Source organism: Actinacidiphila glaucinigra, from assembly GCF_035918135.1.
GTDB classification, from domain to species: Bacteria; Actinomycetota; Actinomycetes; order Streptomycetales; family Streptomycetaceae; genus Actinacidiphila; species Actinacidiphila glaucinigra.
In genome coordinates, this window is record NZ_CP109144.1 from 1,870,269 (window position 1) to 1,888,157 (window position 17,889).

15 protein-coding genes are annotated in these 17,889 nt (G+C 73.2%); 7 read left to right on the plus strand and 8 right to left on the minus strand.

The window, feature by feature from the left end; genetic code table 11:
• The first annotated feature begins 64 nt into the window (after positions 1-64).
• Positions 65-1,009, plus strand: a complete 945-nt coding sequence (locus OIE69_RS08275; RefSeq protein WP_326571296.1) for a D-2-hydroxyacid dehydrogenase family protein — start codon at positions 65-67, stop codon at positions 1,007-1,009.
• Between the two features lie 193 nt (positions 1,010-1,202).
• Here the strand turns inward: OIE69_RS08275 and OIE69_RS08280 are convergent, their stop codons facing one another.
• The 5 genes from OIE69_RS08280 to OIE69_RS08300 all read right to left on the minus strand — a co-directional run bounded on the left by OIE69_RS08280 (position 1,203) and on the right by OIE69_RS08300 (position 6,707).
• Positions 1,203-1,832 (minus strand): MBL fold metallo-hydrolase, encoded by a 630-nt coding sequence (locus tag OIE69_RS08280; RefSeq protein ID WP_326571297.1) that lies wholly within the window; start codon positions 1,830-1,832, stop codon positions 1,203-1,205.
• Complete coding sequence (locus tag OIE69_RS08285) at positions 1,832-2,917, minus strand: S-(hydroxymethyl)mycothiol dehydrogenase (protein WP_326571298.1); 1,086 nt, start codon at positions 2,915-2,917, stop codon at positions 1,832-1,834. The genes OIE69_RS08280 and OIE69_RS08285 overlap by 1 nt, the downstream gene beginning before the upstream one ends.
• A 204-nt stretch (positions 2,918-3,121) precedes the next feature.
• Positions 3,122-5,425, minus strand: a complete 2,304-nt coding sequence (locus OIE69_RS08290) for an FtsX-like permease family protein (RefSeq protein ID WP_326571299.1) — start codon at positions 5,423-5,425, stop codon at positions 3,122-3,124.
• Between the two features lie 5 nt (positions 5,426-5,430).
• The gene (locus tag OIE69_RS08295) at positions 5,431-6,204 is read right to left on the minus strand and encodes an ABC transporter ATP-binding protein (RefSeq protein WP_326571300.1); all 774 of its coding nucleotides are present in this window, start codon (positions 6,202-6,204) and stop codon (positions 5,431-5,433) included.
• The gene (locus tag OIE69_RS08300) at positions 6,201-6,707 is read right to left on the minus strand and encodes a PadR family transcriptional regulator (protein ID WP_026251263.1); all 507 of its coding nucleotides are present in this window, start codon (positions 6,705-6,707) and stop codon (positions 6,201-6,203) included. Before OIE69_RS08300 ends, OIE69_RS08295 begins: the two co-directional genes overlap by 4 nt.
• Before the next feature lie 169 nt (positions 6,708-6,876).
• Between OIE69_RS08300 and OIE69_RS08305 the strand changes: the two genes are divergently transcribed.
• The 6 genes from OIE69_RS08305 (at position 6,877) to OIE69_RS08330 (ending at position 15,205) form a co-directional block, all read left to right on the plus strand.
• Positions 6,877-8,154 (plus strand): ABC transporter substrate-binding protein, encoded by a 1,278-nt coding sequence (locus OIE69_RS08305; protein ID WP_089223534.1) that lies wholly within the window; start codon positions 6,877-6,879, stop codon positions 8,152-8,154.
• Between the two features lie 256 nt (positions 8,155-8,410).
• Positions 8,411-10,096, plus strand: a complete 1,686-nt coding sequence (locus tag OIE69_RS08310; RefSeq protein ID WP_392567480.1) for a glycoside hydrolase family 13 protein — start codon at positions 8,411-8,413, stop codon at positions 10,094-10,096.
• 52 nt (positions 10,097-10,148) lie between these two features.
• Positions 10,149-11,480 (plus strand): ABC transporter substrate-binding protein, encoded by a 1,332-nt coding sequence (locus tag OIE69_RS08315; protein WP_326571301.1) that lies wholly within the window; start codon positions 10,149-10,151, stop codon positions 11,478-11,480.
• A gap of 9 nt (positions 11,481-11,489) precedes the next feature.
• Positions 11,490-12,842 (plus strand): carbohydrate ABC transporter permease, encoded by a 1,353-nt coding sequence (locus OIE69_RS08320; RefSeq protein WP_326571302.1) that lies wholly within the window; start codon positions 11,490-11,492, stop codon positions 12,840-12,842.
• A gap of 92 nt (positions 12,843-12,934) precedes the next feature.
• Positions 12,935-13,765 carry a carbohydrate ABC transporter permease gene (locus tag OIE69_RS08325; RefSeq protein ID WP_326581047.1) on the plus strand — a complete coding sequence of 277 codons (831 nt, stop codon included), beginning with the start codon at positions 12,935-12,937 and terminating at the stop codon, positions 13,763-13,765.
• A 168-nt stretch (positions 13,766-13,933) separates the two neighbouring features.
• Positions 13,934-15,205: an alpha-L-fucosidase gene (locus tag OIE69_RS08330; protein ID WP_326571303.1), complete on the plus strand. Its 1,272-nt coding sequence runs from the start codon at positions 13,934-13,936 to the stop codon at positions 15,203-15,205.
• A gap of 382 nt (positions 15,206-15,587) precedes the next feature.
• On the opposite strand, the gene OIE69_RS08335 is transcribed toward OIE69_RS08330, so the two are convergent.
• The 3 genes from OIE69_RS08335 to OIE69_RS08345 form a co-directional block, all read right to left on the minus strand.
• On the minus strand, positions 15,588-16,199 hold the full coding sequence (locus OIE69_RS08335) for a hypothetical protein (RefSeq protein ID WP_326571304.1): 612 nt from the start codon (positions 16,197-16,199) through the stop codon (positions 15,588-15,590).
• Between the two features lie 167 nt (positions 16,200-16,366).
• Complete coding sequence (locus OIE69_RS08340; RefSeq protein WP_326571305.1) at positions 16,367-17,443, minus strand: adenosine deaminase; 1,077 nt, start codon at positions 17,441-17,443, stop codon at positions 16,367-16,369.
• Positions 17,440-17,862 (minus strand): VOC family protein, encoded by a 423-nt coding sequence (locus tag OIE69_RS08345; RefSeq protein WP_326571306.1) that lies wholly within the window; start codon positions 17,860-17,862, stop codon positions 17,440-17,442. Before OIE69_RS08345 ends, OIE69_RS08340 begins: the two co-directional genes overlap by 4 nt.
• Positions 17,863-17,889 lie beyond the last annotated feature (27 nt).

The following is a 17,889-nucleotide window of genomic DNA, read 5'->3' on the forward strand; positions in this document are numbered from 1 at the left end:
GAGCAGATACTAGGACAGGCCCCGGACCCATCCGTGCGACCGATCGAGCCGAGGAGACCGCACCATGCGCATCGCCGTCCTGGACGACTATCAGAAGGCGGCGCACCGGTTCGCCGACTGGGACGCGCTGGGGGCGGAGGTGGTGTTCCTCCACGACCACGTCGCCGGTACGGCCGAGCTGGCGCGGGCGCTGGACGGCTTCGACGTGGTGGTCGCGATGCGTGAGCGCACCCCCTTCACCGAGGAGCGCTTCGCGGCGCTGCCGGCGCTGCGGCTGCTGGTGACCACGGGCATGGCGAACGCGTCCGTCGACCTGGACGCCGCCCGCCGGCACGGTGTGACGGTGTGCGGCACGGAGAGCGTCCCGCACGCCACGGCCGAGCTGACCTGGGGCCTCATCCTGTCCCTGGTCCGCCACATCCCCGGGGAGACGGCCGGGATGCGGCGCGGGGAGTGGCAGCACACGATCGGCGGCGACCTGCACGGCCGGACGCTCGGCGTGGTGGGCCTGGGCCGGCTGGGCGCGCGGGTCGCCGAGATCGGCACCGCATTCGGGATGCACGTCCTCGCGTGGAGCACCAACCTCGACCCGGCGCACGCCGCCGCGTGCGGCGCGCGGGCGGTCGGCAGGCGGGAGCTGTTCTCCCGCTCGGACGTCGTCACCGTGCACTACAAGCTCAGCGCGCGCAGTACCGGCCTGGTCGGTGCCGAGGAGCTGGGCTGGATGAAGCCCACGGCGCTGCTGGTCAACACCTCGCGCGGGCCGCTCGTCGACACCCCGGCGCTGGTCGCCGCGCTGAGCGAGCGCCGGATCGCCGGTGCGGCGCTGGACGTGTACGACACCGAGCCGCTGCCCGCCGGGGACGTCCTGCGGACCCTGCCCGGCACCCTGCTCACCCCGCACCTGGGCTACGTCACGGAGGCGACGTACGAGGTCTTCTACCGGCAGGCGGTGGAGGACGTCGCCGCCTTCCGCGACGGCGCGCCGCTGCGGGTGCTGTCGGCCTGATGGTCGGCGCCGTTGCGGCGGGACCGGCGTCCCGCCACCCGCGAGGCACCGGTCCGCGTGCCGCCACGGGGTGGCTCGCGCTGTACGCGGCACGGCGGCGGCGGCGTCGTTCGTCCCGCGAGCAACCACGCCTGCGTGTGGTGGCTCGCGCCGCGATGACCGCCGCACCCGCAAGTGCGGCGGTCACGGGGGCTCAGTGGCCGCGGGCGATCCACTCGTCCAGATGCGGGGCCTCGGCCCCGATGGTGGTGCTGTCGCCGTGGCCGGTGCGGACGACCGTCTCCGGCGGCAGGGTCAGCAGCCGGTCGCGGATGGAGTCGACGATGGTCGGGAAGTCCGAGAAGGACCGCCCCGTGGCGCCCGGGCCGCCCTGGAAGAGCGTGTCGCCGGTGAAGACGGTGCCGAGGCCGGGCGCGTACAGGCAGACGGCGCCCGGCGCGTGACCCGGGGTGTGCAGCACCGTGAGCTCGGTGCCCGCCACCGTGATGACCTGACCGTCCGTCAGTTCGCGGTCGGGGGAGCGCTCGGGGTGGGTCTGCTTCCACAGCGGCAGGTCGTCGCCGTGCAGCAGGATCGGCGCGCCGGTGCGCGCCGCGAGCGCGGGCGCGGCGTCGATGTGGTCGTTGTGGGCGTGGGTGCTGACGATCGCGACCAGGCGGCGGCCGCCCAGCGCCGCGGCGATGGCATCGGCGTCGTGGGCGGCGTCGACGACGATCGCCTCGGTGTCGTCGCCGACGATCCAGACGTTGTTGTCGACGTCCCAGGTGCCCCCGTCCAGCGCGAAGGTGCCCGAGGTGACGAGGTGGTCGATGCGGGCGGCCATCAGAGGACCACCACCGAGCGCAGCACGTCGCCGTGGTGCATCCGCTCGAAGGCCTTCTCCACCTCGTCCAGGGCGATGGTCTCGGTGACGAAGGTGTCCAGGTCCAGCCGGCCCTGCAGGTGGAGGTCGATGAGCATGGGGAAGTCGCGGGAGGGCAGGCAGTCGCCGTACCAGGAGGACTTCAGCGCGCCGCCGCGGCCGAACACGTCCAGCAGCGGCAGTTCCAGCTTCATCTCGGGGGTGGGCACGCCGACCAGGACGACGGTGCCGGCCAGGTCGCGGGCGTAGAAGGCCTGCTTGTATGTCTCGGGGCGGCCGACCGCCTCGATGACGACGTCGGCGCCGAAGCCGCCGGTCAGCTCGCGGACCGCCTCGACGGGGTCGGTCTCCTTGGAGTTGACGGTGTGCGTGGCGCCGAGCTTCTTCGCCGTCTCCAGCTTCCGCGGGTCGATGTCCACCGCGATGATCTTCGCGGCGCCGGCCAGCCGGGAGCCGGCGATCGCCGCGTCGCCGACGCCGCCGCAGCCGATCACGGCGACGGAGTCGCCGCGGCCGACGTTGCCGGTGTTGATGGCCGCGCCGATGCCCGCCATGACACCGCAGCCCAGCAGCCCGGCGACGGCCGGGGAGACGGACGGGTCCACCTTGGTGCACTGTCCGGCGTGGACGAGGGTCTTCTCGGCGAAGGCCCCGATGCCGAGGGCCGGGGAGAGCTCGGTGCCGTCCAGCAGGGTCATCTTCTGCTTGGCGTTGTGGGTGTTGAAGCAGTACCAGGGGCGTCCGCGCAGACAGGCGCGGCACTGGCCGCACACGGCGCGCCAGTTGAGGACGACGAAGTCACCGGGGGCGACGTCGGTGACGCCCTCGCCGACCGACTCCACGACGCCGGCGGCCTCGTGGCCGAGGAGGAACGGGAAGTCGTCGTTGATGCCGCCCTCGCGGTAGTGCAGGTCGGTGTGGCAGACCCCGCAGGCCTGGATCCGCACCAGCGCCTCCCCCGGCCCCGGGTCGGGCACGACGATCGTTTCCAGGCTGACGGGGGAACCCTTCTCCCGGGCGACGACGGCACGGACCTGGTGGGCCATGGGGTACTCCTCGGCTGGTACGGATCCCTGAGGCGGGCGTTTCTCATTACGGCACATTCTGCACGTGCCGCAACGCAAGCATCGACGACGGCCGACAGAGCGGTCAAGGACCGCGCAGCCGGGCCGGCCGGCGTGCTTCATTCTTACCGAGGATCATGCCCGGCGGCCCCGTTCGGCGGCGCACCGCGTCCGGTGTCTTCCCCCTCACTGCGCGTTGAGCAGCATCCGCGGGTTGCGGTCCCCCGCCGCGCGGGCGGCGGGCAGGACGGAGACGGACACCGCCACCGCGACGCACACGCCGACGATCAGGAACAGCGCCGCCACGGGCGGCGACTGGGCGATGCCCGCGCCGACACCGCTGGAGCCGCCCTGCAGGTCGATCAGCCAGTCGGAGGCGAACACCCCCGCGGTGACGCCCACGACGGCGGCGGCCAGGACGACCAGGCCGACGCCGGTGACGACGGTCGCCACGCTCTGCTGGGGCGTCAGGCCCACGGCGCGGTAGGCGCGCATGTCGCGGGCGTGGTCGCGGATGCCGCTGCCGACGGCCGTGGACAGTTCGGCCAGGGCGATCAGCGCGAGCACACTGACCAGTCCGATGATCACGCCGCGCACCGGGGAGAGCTCGGCGCCGGGGTCGGTGACCTCGCGCACCTCCAGGGCGCCGTGCGACGCGTCGGTGAGAGCGCCGCGGACCGCCGCGCGGTCGGCGCCCGGACGCAGCGTCAGGCTGTAGTACGAGGGCCGGACGGAGGCGTCCTGGGCCCGCAGGACGTCGAGCGGGGCGGAGATGACGCGTCCCCCGTGCCCGGTCTCGATGCTGCGGCCGACGATGTGCAGGATGTGCGGGGTCCCGCCGACGGTGACCCGGACCCAGTGGCCGACCTCGATGTGGAGCAGGTCGAGCAGGCCCTGTCCGGCGAGGGCCTCGTCGGGGCCGGCGGGAGCCCGGCCCTCGGCGACGGCGAAGGGGTAGGGGTCGGCGGTGGTGCCGATCCCCCGCAGGGTGAAGGACTGCGACTGGACCGGGACCAGCGCGGGGAGTTCGACGCCCGGGTGGACCGCGGCGATATCGGTCCGGTCCGCGAGCAGTCGCCGGACCGCGTCGTCGGTGAGGCCGTTGGGGCGGGCGGTGAGCGTGCCTGCCTGGCCGAGCTGTTCCGGATGGTGCTCGAAGCGGTCGAGGGTGGCCCAGGTCCCCAGCGCCACGGTGATCATCAGGATCGGCAGCGCGAGCCGGGCCACGGCGGCCGCGGAGCGGGCCGGGCGGTGCAGCACGCCGCGGCAGCCGAGGACCAGCGCGGGCGGAGTGCCCAGGCGCAGTGCGGCCCGGACGGCGCCGGACATCCTGCGGCGGCCCGGAACGGCCCCCCGCGCGGCGGGGATCGGCGGCACCCGGCCGGCCCGCCAGGCGGCGAGCACCGTGGCCAGGGCGATGACCAGCACGGTCGCCGCGGCCGTGCCGGGGAGCGCCCAGGTGTGCTGCGGCAGTCCCTGCCACAGCCCCATGGCGTCCCCCATCGGCCCGGGGATGCCCGGCGCGAGGGTCTCCGCGGCCACCGATCCGATCAGCACGCCCGCGGTGGCCAGCACCGCGTGCTGCACGAGGAACATCCGGACCACCTGGGCCGGGGTGAAGCCCACCGCCTTCAGGACGGAGATGTCGCGGACGTAGGCCAGCACGCGGGTGGCGATGCCCCCGGTCACCGCGATCGCGGCGGCCAGCAGCGCGGCGAGCCCGAACAGGCCGAGCAGCAGCCCGAGAAGGTGGTTGTCGCCCTCGGCGTCGGCGCGGGCCTCCCGCCAGGTGGCGACGCCGATGACGCGGTCCGGGCCGACGGCGTCGACGGCGCGCTGGACGACGAAGTCGGTGTCCGCCGGGTCCTCCAGCCTCAGCCCCACGGTCTGCCCCGCCCGTGCCGGGCCGGTGGCGAGGCTGCTCACCAGGGCGGGCGACGCCCAGGCGACACCCGGGGTGGCTCCCGGGGCGTAGAGCGGTTCGGCGGTCCCGGCGACGCCGACCACGCGGACGGTGCTCGGCCGTCCGTCGCGGATCACGCTGATCTCGTCCCCCGGCTCGGCCCACAGCGCGGTCGCCACCGACCGCTCCAGCACGATGCCGTCGTTCACGTCGCCCCGCAGCCAGCGCCCGCGGTCCATGAGCGGCCGGCCCACCTGCGGCGGGCTCGCGCCCGCGGCCCGCAGGTCGAGGGCGGCCTTCTCCCGGCCGTGCTGCGCGGTGACGGTGAGGGTGCGGAAGGGCCCGGAGACCGTCACCCCGCCGATCCGGGACAGGGCGGTGGTGTCGGCGGCGCCGTCCGTGCGCAGCCAGACGTGGGCGCCCTCGGTGGCGGTGAACATCCGCTGCCAGGGGTTGGCGGCGTACAGCAGCAGGGCGACGGAGAGCAGCAGCGCCGCGGTGATGCCGGCGGTGGCCAGGACGATGGACAGGGCCTGGCCGCGGTGCGTGCGCAGATCGGCGAGGGCCCAGCGGACGGTGGCGCGCACGGCGGTCAGCCCTGCAGCTTCACGACGTCGGCGGCGGCACGGGAGGGACGCGAGGTGTAGGGCGCGGCGTCGAGGGTGATGTCGTCGACGACCTCGCCGTCGAAGAGGCTGATCACCCGGTCCGCGGCGCTGGCCACCTTGGCGTCGTGCGTGACGAGCAGGATGGTCTGCCCGCGTTCGTGGCAGCGGGTCAGCAGCCGCAGCACCTCACGGGTGCCCTTGCTGTCGAGGCTGCCGGTGGGCTCGTCGGCCAGCAACAGGGCCGGGCGGTTGACCAGGGCCCGGGCGAGGGCGACCCGCTGCTGCTCGCCGCCGGACAGGTCGGCGGGGGTGCTGTCCTCCTTGCCCGCCAGGCCGAGTTCGGCCAGCAACTCGTGGCGGGCGGCGCGCACCTGGCGGGGGGAGCGGCCGGCGAGCAGGGCGGGCAGCTCGATGTTGTCCGCGACGGTCAGGGTGGAGACGAGGTTGAAGAACTGGAAGACGATGCCGACGCCGCGCCGGCGCAGCACCGCCCAGCGCGCCTCGCTGAGCTGGTCGACCCGCTGCCCGTCCAGCCATATCCGCCCCTGGTCGGGGCGTTCGAGGCCGCCGAGCAGGTGCAGCAGGGTGGACTTGCCGGCGCCGGAGGGGCCGGTGACGGCGACGAACTCGCCCGGCCGCACCTCCAGGTCGACCCCGCGCACGGCCCGGACCTCGCCGCCGTCCACGCGGTGCGTCTTGACCAGACCCTCGACCCGGAGCATGTGCGGCGCCGCGGGGGGCGGTTCGGCCCTTCTCATTCCAGCTCCTCCTGGCAGCGTTCCAGCCAGTCGAGGTCCGCCTGCAGGTGCAGCGTCGCGCCCTCGATCAGCAGCTGCGCGATGGTGTCGTCCCGGTCCTCCCCCGCGGCGAGCCGGGACATGGCCCGCATGAGGTTGAGGTAGTGGCGGCGCTGCTTGTTGATCAGGGAGACCTGGTCGGCCATGCCGGTGGCCGGGGCGAGGGCGAGTTTCATGAAGAACTCGTCGCGCACCCGCGGCTCGCTGGACGGCTCGTCGAACCAGGCGGCGACCGCCTCCCGCCCGGCGTCGGTGAGTTCGTAGATCCGCTTGTTGGGCCGGCCGGACTGGGTGACGTCCTCGCCCCGGATCAGTCCCGACTTCTCCAGGCGCGCCAGCGTCACATAGATCTGGCCGATGTTCGGCTGAGGATAGGCAGCACCGAAAAGCTTCTCAAGTGCCGTTTTGAGTTCGTAACCGTGGGCGGGCCCCTTGGCGAGGAGTGCCATGAGAGGAAGGCGCACGCTCGTCCTGCCTCCTCCCCGGCTACCTGCTTGTTAGGGGCCGCTCACCAGCCCGATCATCGGTGAGCAGGCCATCTTGCCGCAATGGCTAGTATCGCGCATGTCCAACAGGTATACATGTCCCTTCGGACGACGACGCCGTCGCCGGAAGCGGGACCTGGAGGATCGTATGCGCTGGGCGCGGGTCGCGGGCAGGACCCTGCTCGTCTCTGCCCTGCTGCTGACCGGCTACGCCTCCGCGGGAGCCCGGGCCGCCGACGGCCCGCCCGGCACGACGGGCCGGGGCCCGGTGACCCTCGCGACCGGCCGCGACCTGACCGGCTACCTCCAGCACGTGCTGGACGGCTGGAACCGTGCCCACCCTCTGGAGAAGGCCACGCTCGTCGAACTGCCCGAGGCGGCCGACGAGGTGCGTGCGCAGATGGCCGACAGCCTGCGCTCCGGCAGCGACCGCTTCGACGTGCTCAACATCGACGTGGCCTGGACCTCGGAGTTCGCCGGCGCGGGCTGGATCGCGCCGGTCGACCCGCGCGGCCTGCCGATGGACCGGCTGCTGGACTCGGTGAAGGGGACCGCCACGTTCCGCGGGCGGCTGTACGCGGTCCCGTACGTCACCAACGCCGGGCTGCTCTACTACCGCAAGGACATCCTCGACCGCGAGCACCTGGACCCGCCGCGCACCTGGGCGGAACTGGAGCACCAGGCGAAGACCCTCGCCCCGAAGTACCGGATCGGCGGCTACGCCGGGCAGTTCCTGCCGTACGAGGGCCTGACGGTCAACGTGACCGAGGCCGTGCAGTCGGCCGGGGGCGGCATCCTCGGCGGCGAGGGCAGCCGGGTCACCGTGGACTCCGCCGCCGCCCGCGAGGGACTGGGCTTCCTGGTGCGCGGGGTGCGCGAGGGCTGGATCCCGCGCGAGGCGCTGCGCTTCAAGGAGGAGGAGTCCCGGCGGGCCTTCCAGGACGGCCGGCTGCTCTTCCTGCGCAACTGGCCGTACGTGTACGACCTCGCGTCGGCGCCGGATTCGCGGGTCGCGGGACGCTTCGGAGCGGTGCCGCTGCCCGGTCCGGGCGGGCCGGGGGCGGGGGTGCTGGGCGGGTCCAACCTCGCGGTCAACGCGCACTCGCGACATCCCCGGACGGCCGCGGACCTCATGGCCTACATGACGGGTGAGTCCGTGCAGCGGCAGGTGCTCACCGAGGGCTCGCTGCCGCCGGTGTGGGCCGACCTGTACCGGGACCCGGGGCTGGTGCGCCGCTACCCGTACCTGCCGGTGCTGGAACAGAGCCTCAAGGCGGCCAGGCCGCGCCCCAAGAGCGCCCGTTACGAGCAGGTGAGCCTGGCGGTGGCGGCGGTGAGCCGGGACGCGCTGGCGCTGCACACCACGCCGGACGAGGCCGTGGCGCGGCTGGACCGCGAGTTGCGGGAGATCGTGCGGGACCGCTGACCCGCGGTGCCTTCCGGTGGGCGTCACGCCCCCACACCTCTACTTACATGTTAGGCATCCGCGGGCACCCATTCACGGAACCCCGGAACGCTCCTGCCGCTGCCTTTACCCACATAAACCACCCCAGCAAGCGCCTACTGTTGGCAGCTCCATTGACACCTTCCTCACATGGCTACTTAACATGCATGCATAACGAGCCACCCCGCGCGGCGTGCTGTCGTGTACGTCCGCGCGCCCGCAGTCAGGATGGTGACGGGTGTTCACTGCCCCTCTGGAGGACGGTTCCTCCACCGCCGCCGCCCCCTCCCCCGCCCTCACCGCCGTCCGCCCCTGGTGGCGCGACGCGGTGGTCTACCAGGTCTACGTGCGCAGCTTCCTGGACAGCACCGGCGACGGTGTCGGGGATCTGGCCGGCGTCCGGGCGGGCCTGCCCTACCTGCGCAAACTGGGCGTCGACGGGCTCTGGCTGAGCCCCTTCTACCCCTCGCCGCAGCACGACCACGGCTACGACGTCTCCGACTACACGGCCGTCGACCCGCTCTACGGCGACCTCGCCGAGTTCGACCGCCTCGTGGCCGACGCGCACCGGCTGGGCCTGCGCACCGTCGTCGACATCGTGCCCAACCACTGCTCCGCCGCCCACCCTTGGTTCCGCGAGGCGCTCGCGGAGGGCCCGGACGGCCCCGCCCGGTCGCTGTTCCACTTCGCCGACGGACGCGGCGAGCACGGCGAACTGCCGCCCAACAACTGGCGGGCGATGTTCGGCGGCCCCGCGTGGTCCCGGGTCACCGAACCGGACGGCAGGCCCGGCCAGTGGTACCTGCACCTGTTCACCCCGGAGCAGCCCGACCTCAACTGGCGCGACCCGCGGGTGGGCGAGCACTTCGAGCACGTGCTGCGCTTCTGGCTGGACCGGGGCGTCGACGGCTTCCGCATCGACGTGGCGGCCGGCCTGTTCAAGCACCCCGCCCTCCCCGACTCCCCCGACCCCGCGGCGGACGAGCGCACCCGCGACTCCGTGAACCCGCTGGCATGGAACCGTCCCGAGGTGCACGGGGTGTGGCGGCGGTGGCGCGCGATCTGCGAGGAGTACACCGCCCGCGACGGACGCGAACGCCTCCTGGTCGGCGAGGTGTCCGTCCCCACCCCGGCCGAACAGGCCCGCTACGTCCGCCCCGACGAGCTCCACCAGGCCTTCTTCTTCCACCTGCTGAGCGCGCCCTGGAACGCGGCGGCGTTCCGTACGGCCGTCGCCGAGGCGCTGCGCGACATCGCCGGGACCGGGTCCACCGTCACGTGGGTGCTCAACAACCACGACCAGGTCAGGACCGTCACAAGGTACGCGGGCGGCCCCACCGGGCACTTCGGTGCCGCCCGGGCACGCGCCGCCGCGCTGCTGATGCTGGCGCTGCCCGGGGCCGCGTACGTCTACCAGGGCGAGGAACTGGGGCTGCCCGAGGTCGTCGACCTGCCGGACGAGGTGCTGACCGACCCGATCTTCCGCCGCACCGGCAGCCGCCGGTTCGTCCGGGACGGCTGCCGGGTGCCGCTGCCCTGGTCGGGCCACGCCTCGCCGTTCGGCTTCACCGCCGAGGGCAGCACGGCCCGGCCCTGGCTGCCGCAGCCGGACTGGTTCGCCGAGCACAGCGCCGACCGCGCGCTGCTGGACACCGGCTCCTTCTGGCACCTGTACCGGGAGGCGCTCGGTCTGCGCGCCCGGCTGCCGCAGCTCGGCGAGGGGACCCTGCGCTGGCTGGAGACACGGCCCGGGGTGCTCGCCTTCGTCCGCGGCGAGGGCCTGGTCTGCGCCGTGAACTTCGGCGACGAGCCGGTCCCCTCCCCCGTACCGGGACAGCCGCTGCTGTCCAGCACCCCCTGCCCGCCCGGGGTCCTCCCCGGCAACGCCGCCGCCTGGTGGGTCCACGACCCGGCACTCAGCTGACCGTTCCGCACCACTGCATCGCACCACCCCATCGAAGAAGGGACCCCACCCGATGAAGCGCACCCTCGTCGCGGCCACCGCCCTGTGCGGTCTGGCCCTCGCGACCACCGCCTGCGGCGGTGACACCAAGGCCGCCTCCGACTCCGGCCCGGCGGCCGGCGGCCAGAAGCTCAAGGGCCAGACCGTGACCGTCGCGGCCGTCTGGACCGGCGTCGAGCAGCAGAACTTCCAGAAGGTCCTGGACGGCTTCACCGCGAAGACCGGGGCGAAGGTGGCGTACGTCTCCACCGGCGACAACTTCGCCACCGTCCTGGGCAGCAAGATCGAGGGCGGCGACTCGCCCGACGTCGCGATGGTGCCGCAGCCCGGCGTGCTCAAGGAGTTCGCGGGCAAGGGCTGGCTCCAGCCGCTCTCGCCGGACGTCAAGGGCGCCGCGGAGAAGAACTACGCCAAGATCTGGCAGACCTTCGGCACCGTCGACGGCACCTACTACGGCCTGTACTTCAAGACCTCCGACAAGTCGACGGTCTGGTACAGCCCGCAGGCGCTGGAGACGGCCGGCGTGCAGCCGCCCAAGACGTTCGCGGAGATGCTGGACGCCGCCCGCGCCGTCTCCGACTCGGGCCTGCCCGCCTTCGCCGTCGGCGGCGCCGACGGCTGGACGCTCACCGACTGGTTCGAGAACGTCTACCTCTCCCAGGCCGGCCCGGAGAACTACGACAAGCTGACCCGGCACGAGATCCCCTGGAGCGACCCCACCGTCGTCAAGGCCCTCACCACCTTGTCCCAGCTCTTCGGCGAGGACGACCTGCTCGCGGGCGGCCGCAAGGGCGCCCTGGCCACCAGCTTCCCGGACTCCGTCGCGCACGTCTTCGGCAAGAGCCCCAAGGCCGGCCTGGTCTACGAGGGCGACTTCGTCGGCGGTGTCATCTCGGGCGACCTCGGCGGCAAGGTCGGCGAGGACGCCAAGTTCTTCCCCTTCCCCTCGGTCGACGGCGGCCCGGCACCGGTGGTCGGCGGCGGCGAGGCCGCCGTGGCGCTGAAGTCCGGCAAGAACGCCAAGGCGGCCATGGAGCTGATCGCCTACCTGGCCACCCCGGAGGCGGCGGGGATCTGGGCGAAGGCGGGCGGCTTCCTCTCCCCCAACACGAAGCTGGACCCGGCCTCCTACGCGGACGACACGCTGCGCACGGCCGCCAAGTCCCTGGTCGACGCCGGTGACACGGTGCGCTTCGACATGTCCGACCAGACCCCGCCCGCCTTCGGCGGCACGCCCGGCAAGGGCGAGTGGAAGATCCTGCAGGACTTCCTGCGCGACCCGTCGGACCCGAAGGCCACCGCGGCGAAGCTCGAGGCCGCGGCCGCCAAGGCGTACAAGGGCTGAGGCCGGGTCATGTCCGCCCTCACCCGCAAGGTGCCGTCCGCTCCGGCGGGCGGCACCGCCCCGGCCGCCGTCCGGCGGCGTTCGCGCCGGGCCCGCATCACCGCGATCGCCTTCGCGCTCCCGGCGCTCGCCCTGCTCGGCGCCCTCGTCGGCTACCCCATCCTCTTCTCGGTCGGCCGCAGCCTGTTCGACGCGAGCGGCGACCGCTTCGTGGGCCTGGACAACTACCAGGAGATGTTCACCGACCCCGCGAGTCTCAAGGCCGTCCGCAACACGGCGATCTGGGTCGTGGCCGCGCCGGCGGTGCTCACCGGCGTCGGCCTGGTCCTCGCCGTCCTCACCGAGAAGATCCGCTGGGCCACCGCCTTCAAGCTGCTGATCTTCATGCCGATGGCCGTCTCCTTCCTCGCCGCCGGCATCACCTTCCGCCTGGTGTACGACCAGGACCCGCAACGCGGCGTCCTGAACGCGGTCGCCGTCGCCGTCCACGACACCTTCAACGACTCCTCCGCCTACCCCGGCGCCCGCCCGCGCGGCACGGAGGTGATGAAGGAGTCGGGCAACGGCGGCTTCCAGGCGGTCGCGCAGGTGGAGCCGGGCAAGGACGTCACGCTGGGCCTGGTCGGCCTGCCGCCCGCGTCCCTTCCGGAGCAGGCCCGTCCGGCGACGCCCGCGCAGGTCTCCGACGACGCGGTGACGGGTGTGGTCTACCTGGACTTCGTCCCGGGCGGCGGGGGCACGCCCGGCGCCGTGGACCCCCAGGAGCGCGGCCTGCCGCAGATGGCGGTCGAGCTGACCAAGGGCGGCGAGGTCGTCGCCACCGCGACCACGGGGGACGACGGTTCCTTCCGCTTCCCGGACGCCGGGGACGGCCCGTACGGCGTCCGGCTGCCCCCGAAGAACTTCGCGGAGCCGTACGCGGGCATCGACTGGCTCGGCCCGACGCTGGCCACCCCGGCGATCATCGGCGCCTACCTGTGGATCTGGACCGGCTTCTCGATGGTCCTGATCGGCGCCGGATTGTCCTCGCTGCCGCGCGAGACGCTGGAGGCCGCCCGGATGGACGGCGCGAGCGAGTGGCAGATCTTCCGCAGGATCACCGTGCCGCTGCTCGCGCCCGTGCTGGGAGTCGTCTTCGTGACGCTGGTGATCAACGTGATGAAGGTCTTCGACCTCGTCTACATCATCGCGCCGGGCTCGGTGCAGGAGGAGGCCAACGTCCTGGCGCTGCAGATGTGGCTGGTCTCCTTCGGCGGCGGCAACAACCAGGGCCTGGGCAGCGCGATCGGCGTCGTCCTGCTGCTGCTGGTGCTCCCCGTCATGGCCCTCAACATCCGACGCTTCCGCAGGAGCAACCGATGACCGTGCAGACCGCCGCTCCGCGTCCCGCTCCGCCCGCCCCGCCGGGCGGGCCGGCCGGCCGGGCACCCGGGCGACCCTCCCTGGCGGCACGGCTGGTCGCGGTACTGCGCGGCGGGCTCGTCCAGGTCCTGCTGACGGTCGTCGCGCTGGTCTGGCTCACCCCGACGGCCGGGCTGTTCGTCTCCTCGCTGCGCAACGCCGACGACAACGCCGGATCCGGCTGGTGGTCCGCGCTGCTCCACCCCGGCTCGCTGACCTTCGGCAACTACTCGGCGATCCTCGGCGACAGCGGGATCACCCAGGCGTTCTGGAACACCGTGCTGATCTCGGTGCCCGCCACGGCCGCCGTCGTGGTCCTCGCCGCGCTGGCCGGATACGCCTTCGCCTGGCTGGAGTTCCCCGGGCGGGACTGGGTCTTCCTGGTGGTCGTCGGCATGCTCGTGGTGCCCGTGCAGATCGGACTGCTGCCGGTGGCCCGGCTGTTCGGCGCGGTCGGACTGTTCGGCACGACCGCGGGCGTCGTCCTCTTCCACGTGGCGTACGGGCTGCCGTTCGCGATCTTCCTGCTGCGCAACTACTTCGCCGAGATCCCGCGCGAGATGCTGGAAGCCGCCCGCATGGACGGCGGGTCGGAGTGGACGATCTTCCGGAAGCTGGTGCTGCCGGTGGGCCGTCCGGCGATCGCGAGCCTGGCCATCTTCCAGTTCCTGTGGGTCTGGAACGACATGCTGGTCTCGCTGATCTTCGCGGGCAGCGACGCGCAGCCGCTCACGGTCGCCCTGCAGTCCCAGATGCGGCAGTTCGGTGCCAACATCGACGTGCTGGCGCCGGGCGCCTTCCTGTCGCTGATCGTGCCGCTGGTGGTCTTCTTCGCCTTCCAGCGCCACTTCGTGGAGGGGGTCATGGCCGGGTCGGTGAAGTAGCCGGTGATGTAGCGGCCGAGGCACCTCGAGGGCGGGTGCGGCGATACATCGGAGGTCTTCCTTGTCAGTCACCCCGATCCCGCTTAGGGTCGGGGCGGAGGACAGGACTCCTCCGACGTATCACCGCACCCGTGGTCGTCCCTCCCGATCCCCGAGGACCCGTCAGCCATGCCCCTGCAGCCGTGGTTCGCCGACGCCAAGCTCGGCATCTTCGTCCACTACGGGATCTACGCGGTCGACGGCGTGCCCGAGTCCTGGGCCTTCTACAACGGCGACGTACCCCACGAGCGGTACATGCGCCAGCTCGACGGGTTCACCGCCGCCCGCTACGACCCGCAGGCGTGGGCGCGGCTCTTCGCGCGTGCGGGCGCCCGTTACGCGGTGCTGACCGCCCGGCACCACGACGGCGTCGCCCTGTGGGACACCGCGCAGGGCGACCTGTCGGTCGTCCGGCGCACCCCGGCCGGGCGCGACCTGATCGCCCCGTACGCGCGGGCACTGCGCGAACAGGGCCTCAAGGTCGGGCTGTACTACTCCCACTCGGACTGGAACCACCCGGACTACCCCAGCGTCGTCCACCCCGCCCCGCCGCTGGAGGACGTGCTGACGAGCCGCTTCGTCACCCCGGCGGACGGCAAGGAGGACCCGGCCGCCTGGAAGCGGTACCTCGCCTACCGCGACGCGCAGGTCGGGGAGCTGGTCGACCGCTTCCGCCCCGACCTGCTGTGGTTCGACGGCGAGTGGGAGCGCAGCGAGGAGCAGTGGGGCCTGGACGCCCTGGCCGCGCGGATCCTCGCCGGGAACCCGGAGACGGTCCTCAACGCGCGCATGCTCAGCCACGGCGACTACGCCACACCCGAGCAGGGCATCCCCGTCGAACCGCCGGCCGGGCCGTGGGAGTTGTGCCTGACCGTCAACGACTCCTGGGGCTTCCAGCACGACGACCGCCGCCACAAGTCGGTGCGCCGGCTCGTCCGCTACTTCACCGAGACGATCGGCGCGGGCGGCAACCTGCTGCTGGACGTCGGCCCCCGCGAGGACGGCACCATCACCCCGGAGCAGACCGCGCGCCTGGAGGGTCTCGGCGACTGGATCCGCGCCCACTCCGACGCCGTGTACGGCACTGTGGCGGGCCTGCCGGCCGGGCACCACTACGGCCCCAGCACGCTGTCCGCCGACCGCCGCACCCTCTACCTGGTGTGCTTCGACGCCCCGCGCGAGACGATCGCGGTACGCGGACTGCGCAACCGCGTCCGCCGCGTCTCGGTGGTCGGCAGCGGCGCCGAACTGGCCCACCAGGTGACCGGCGGGCTCCACGAGGTCCCCGGGGTCACCTGGATCGACGCCCCCTCCCCCGACGACCTGGACCCCTGCGCCACCGTGCTCGCCCTCGAACTCGACGGCGAACTCGACCTCTACCGCGGCACGGGCCGCGCCTGAGGGAGCTCCGGCACCGTCGCGCAGCCCGTGCGGTGCCCCGTGACGCGGCGCAGGGCCGTACCGTCGCCGGTGAGGCGAATGCGCAGACCGGTCACCTACCGCTCGGGGAAGGCACGGACGCGGCGGACGCGGCCGGCGTTGAGCAGGAGGCCCGGCGCCCAGGCCGACCGAGCGGTACCAGATGGCGAGCAGATGCTCGCGGCTCTTGAGGGTGCGCAGGTCGTCGGGCTGCCGGAACCAGCCGGCGCGCAGCGGGACGTCGCACTCGGGCGGCAGGTGGCGCACCCGGTCCAGGGCGGCCCGCCCCGCGTCGTAGACGCTGATGCCGGTGGAGTCGACGGCCACGGCGCAGGCGGATCGCGTGCGGATCGCCCGCGCCATCTCAGACGCCGCCCGCCGCCCCGTCACGGTGGACGCGCTCGTGCACACGCGCCGGGTACCACTCGGTGAAGCGGACCGCGAGCACGAGAAGGGCCACCGGGATCACCCAGTTCAGCCAGTCGGTCCCGGCGGCGACCCGCAGGGCGACCAGTCCCAGGACCGCGGTGAGCGCGAAGACCAGACCCCACACGAGCGTCAGCACCCGGTTGGTGCGCCGGAACGCGGGGGTTCCCCAGATCTCGCGGGGCGTGGACTCGCGGGCGTACTGCTCGGTGAAGGGCACGAAGGCGAGCGATCCCAGGGCGACGCCGGCGATCACGGCGTTGGCCAGGACCTGTGCGTAGGTCTCCAGCCAGATCAGGTCGCGCCGGTCGAGGACCAGGCCCAGCAGGGCGATGACGGTGAAGAAGACGATGCCGGTGACGTCCAGCAGTTTCACCGAGCCGTGGGCGACGTCGGGGACGGTGAGCACGACCGCGGCGACGAGCGCCACGAGGGCGGCGAGTTCCCAGGTGCTGGGCCCGGCGACGACGTCGAAGGCGATCCACGGGACGAATGCGAAGAACACGTTGCCGCGTCCGCGCGGCCGTCCTCCGGACGGGGTCGTCTCCATCGGCGCCTCCGGCATGGAGCGGTGGGTCCGGTCCGGGTTCCCCCATGCTGCGCCTCGGGTCCCGGGCCCGCATCGGCACCCGGCGCCCGCTCCGGACGGCGCGGGCGCCGTCGGCGCATGTGGGTACCGGGCCGGGAGCCGAGCCGGCCCGGTACCTCCATCGTCGGTCAGCGGCCCGCGCTGAGCACCGTCTCGTAGCCCGGCAGGGCGACGTCGCGGATGATCGCGTTCCGCTCGTCGAAGGGGAGGAAGGCGCTCTTGAGCGCGTTGACGGTGACCTCGCGCAGGTCCTCCGCCGTCCAGCCCGCCTCGGTGACGAGCAGTTCCATCTCCCGGGTCATGGTCGTCGCCGAGACCAGGCGGTTGTCGGTGTTGAGGGTGACGCGGAAGCCGAGGTCGCGCAGGAGCGTGATGGGGTGCCCGGCGATGGAGGCCGCGGCGCCCGTCTGGAGGTTGGAGGTCGGGCAGACCTCCAGCGCGATGCGGCGGTCGCGTATCCAGCCCGCGAGGCGGCCGAGCTTGCCGTCCACGATGTCCTCGGTGAGGCGGACGCCGTGGCCGATCCGCAGCGCGCCGCAGACCTGCACCGCCTGGTGGATGCTGGGCAGGCCGTGGGCCTCGCCCGCGTGGATGGTGAAGGGCATGTTCTCGCGGCGCAGGTACTCGAAGGCGGCGAGGTGGTCGGCGGGCGGGAAGCCGTCCTCGGCCCCCGCGATGTCGAAGCCGACGACGCCCGCGTCGCGGTGGGCGACGGCGAGGCCGGCCACCGCGCGGCTGCGGTCGGTCATGCGCATCGCGCACAGCAGGGTCCCCACGCGGACCGGGGTGCCCGCGGCGGCGGCCTTCGCCATGCCGGCGGCCAGGCCCTCCTGCACGGTCCCGACGACCTCGGCGAGGGTGAGGCCGCGGTGCACCAGAAGCTCGGGGGCGTAGCGCACCTCGCCGTAGACGACGCCGTCGGCGGCGAGGTCCAGCACGTACTCCTCCGCGACGCGCAGCAGGCCCTCGCGGGTGCCCATCACGGCGATCGTGTGCTCGAAGGTGGCGATGTAGCGGACCAGGTCGCCGGAGTTGGCCGCGTCGTAGTACCAGGCGGCCAGCTCTCCGGGGTCGGTGGCGGGCAGCGCGTGGCCGATCCCGGCGGCCAGTTCGACCAGCGTGGCCGGGCGCAGGCCGCCGTCCAGGTGGTCGTGGAGGACGGCCTTGGGGAGCCGGCGTATCAGGTCGGTGTCGAGGGCGGTCACGCGGTGTGCTCCTGGTCGGTGGGGGCGGTGGCGGCGGGCTGGAGGAGGTCCCAGCGGTTCCCGTAGGGATCCTGGAAGACGACGACCGAGCCGTACGCCTCGTGGCGGGGCTCCTCCAGGAAGGTCACCCCAGCGGCGCGCATCCGCGCGTGGTCGCCCGCGAAGTCCTCGGTGTGCAGGAAGAAGCCGACCCGTCCCCCGGTCTGGTCGCCGACCCGCGAGAGCTCCGCGTCGTTCTTGGCGCGGGCGAGCAGCAGCCCGCTGCCGGCGGCGTCGCCGGCCGGGCGCACGACGACCCACCGGCTCCCACCGGGGCGCGGCTCGTCCTCGACGAGCTCAAAACCGAGGGCGCCGGTGTAGAAGGCGATGGCCTCGTCGTAGTCGCGGACGACGAGGGTGACCAGGGCGATACGGGACATGCGCGAACGTTATACGTAACACCACGA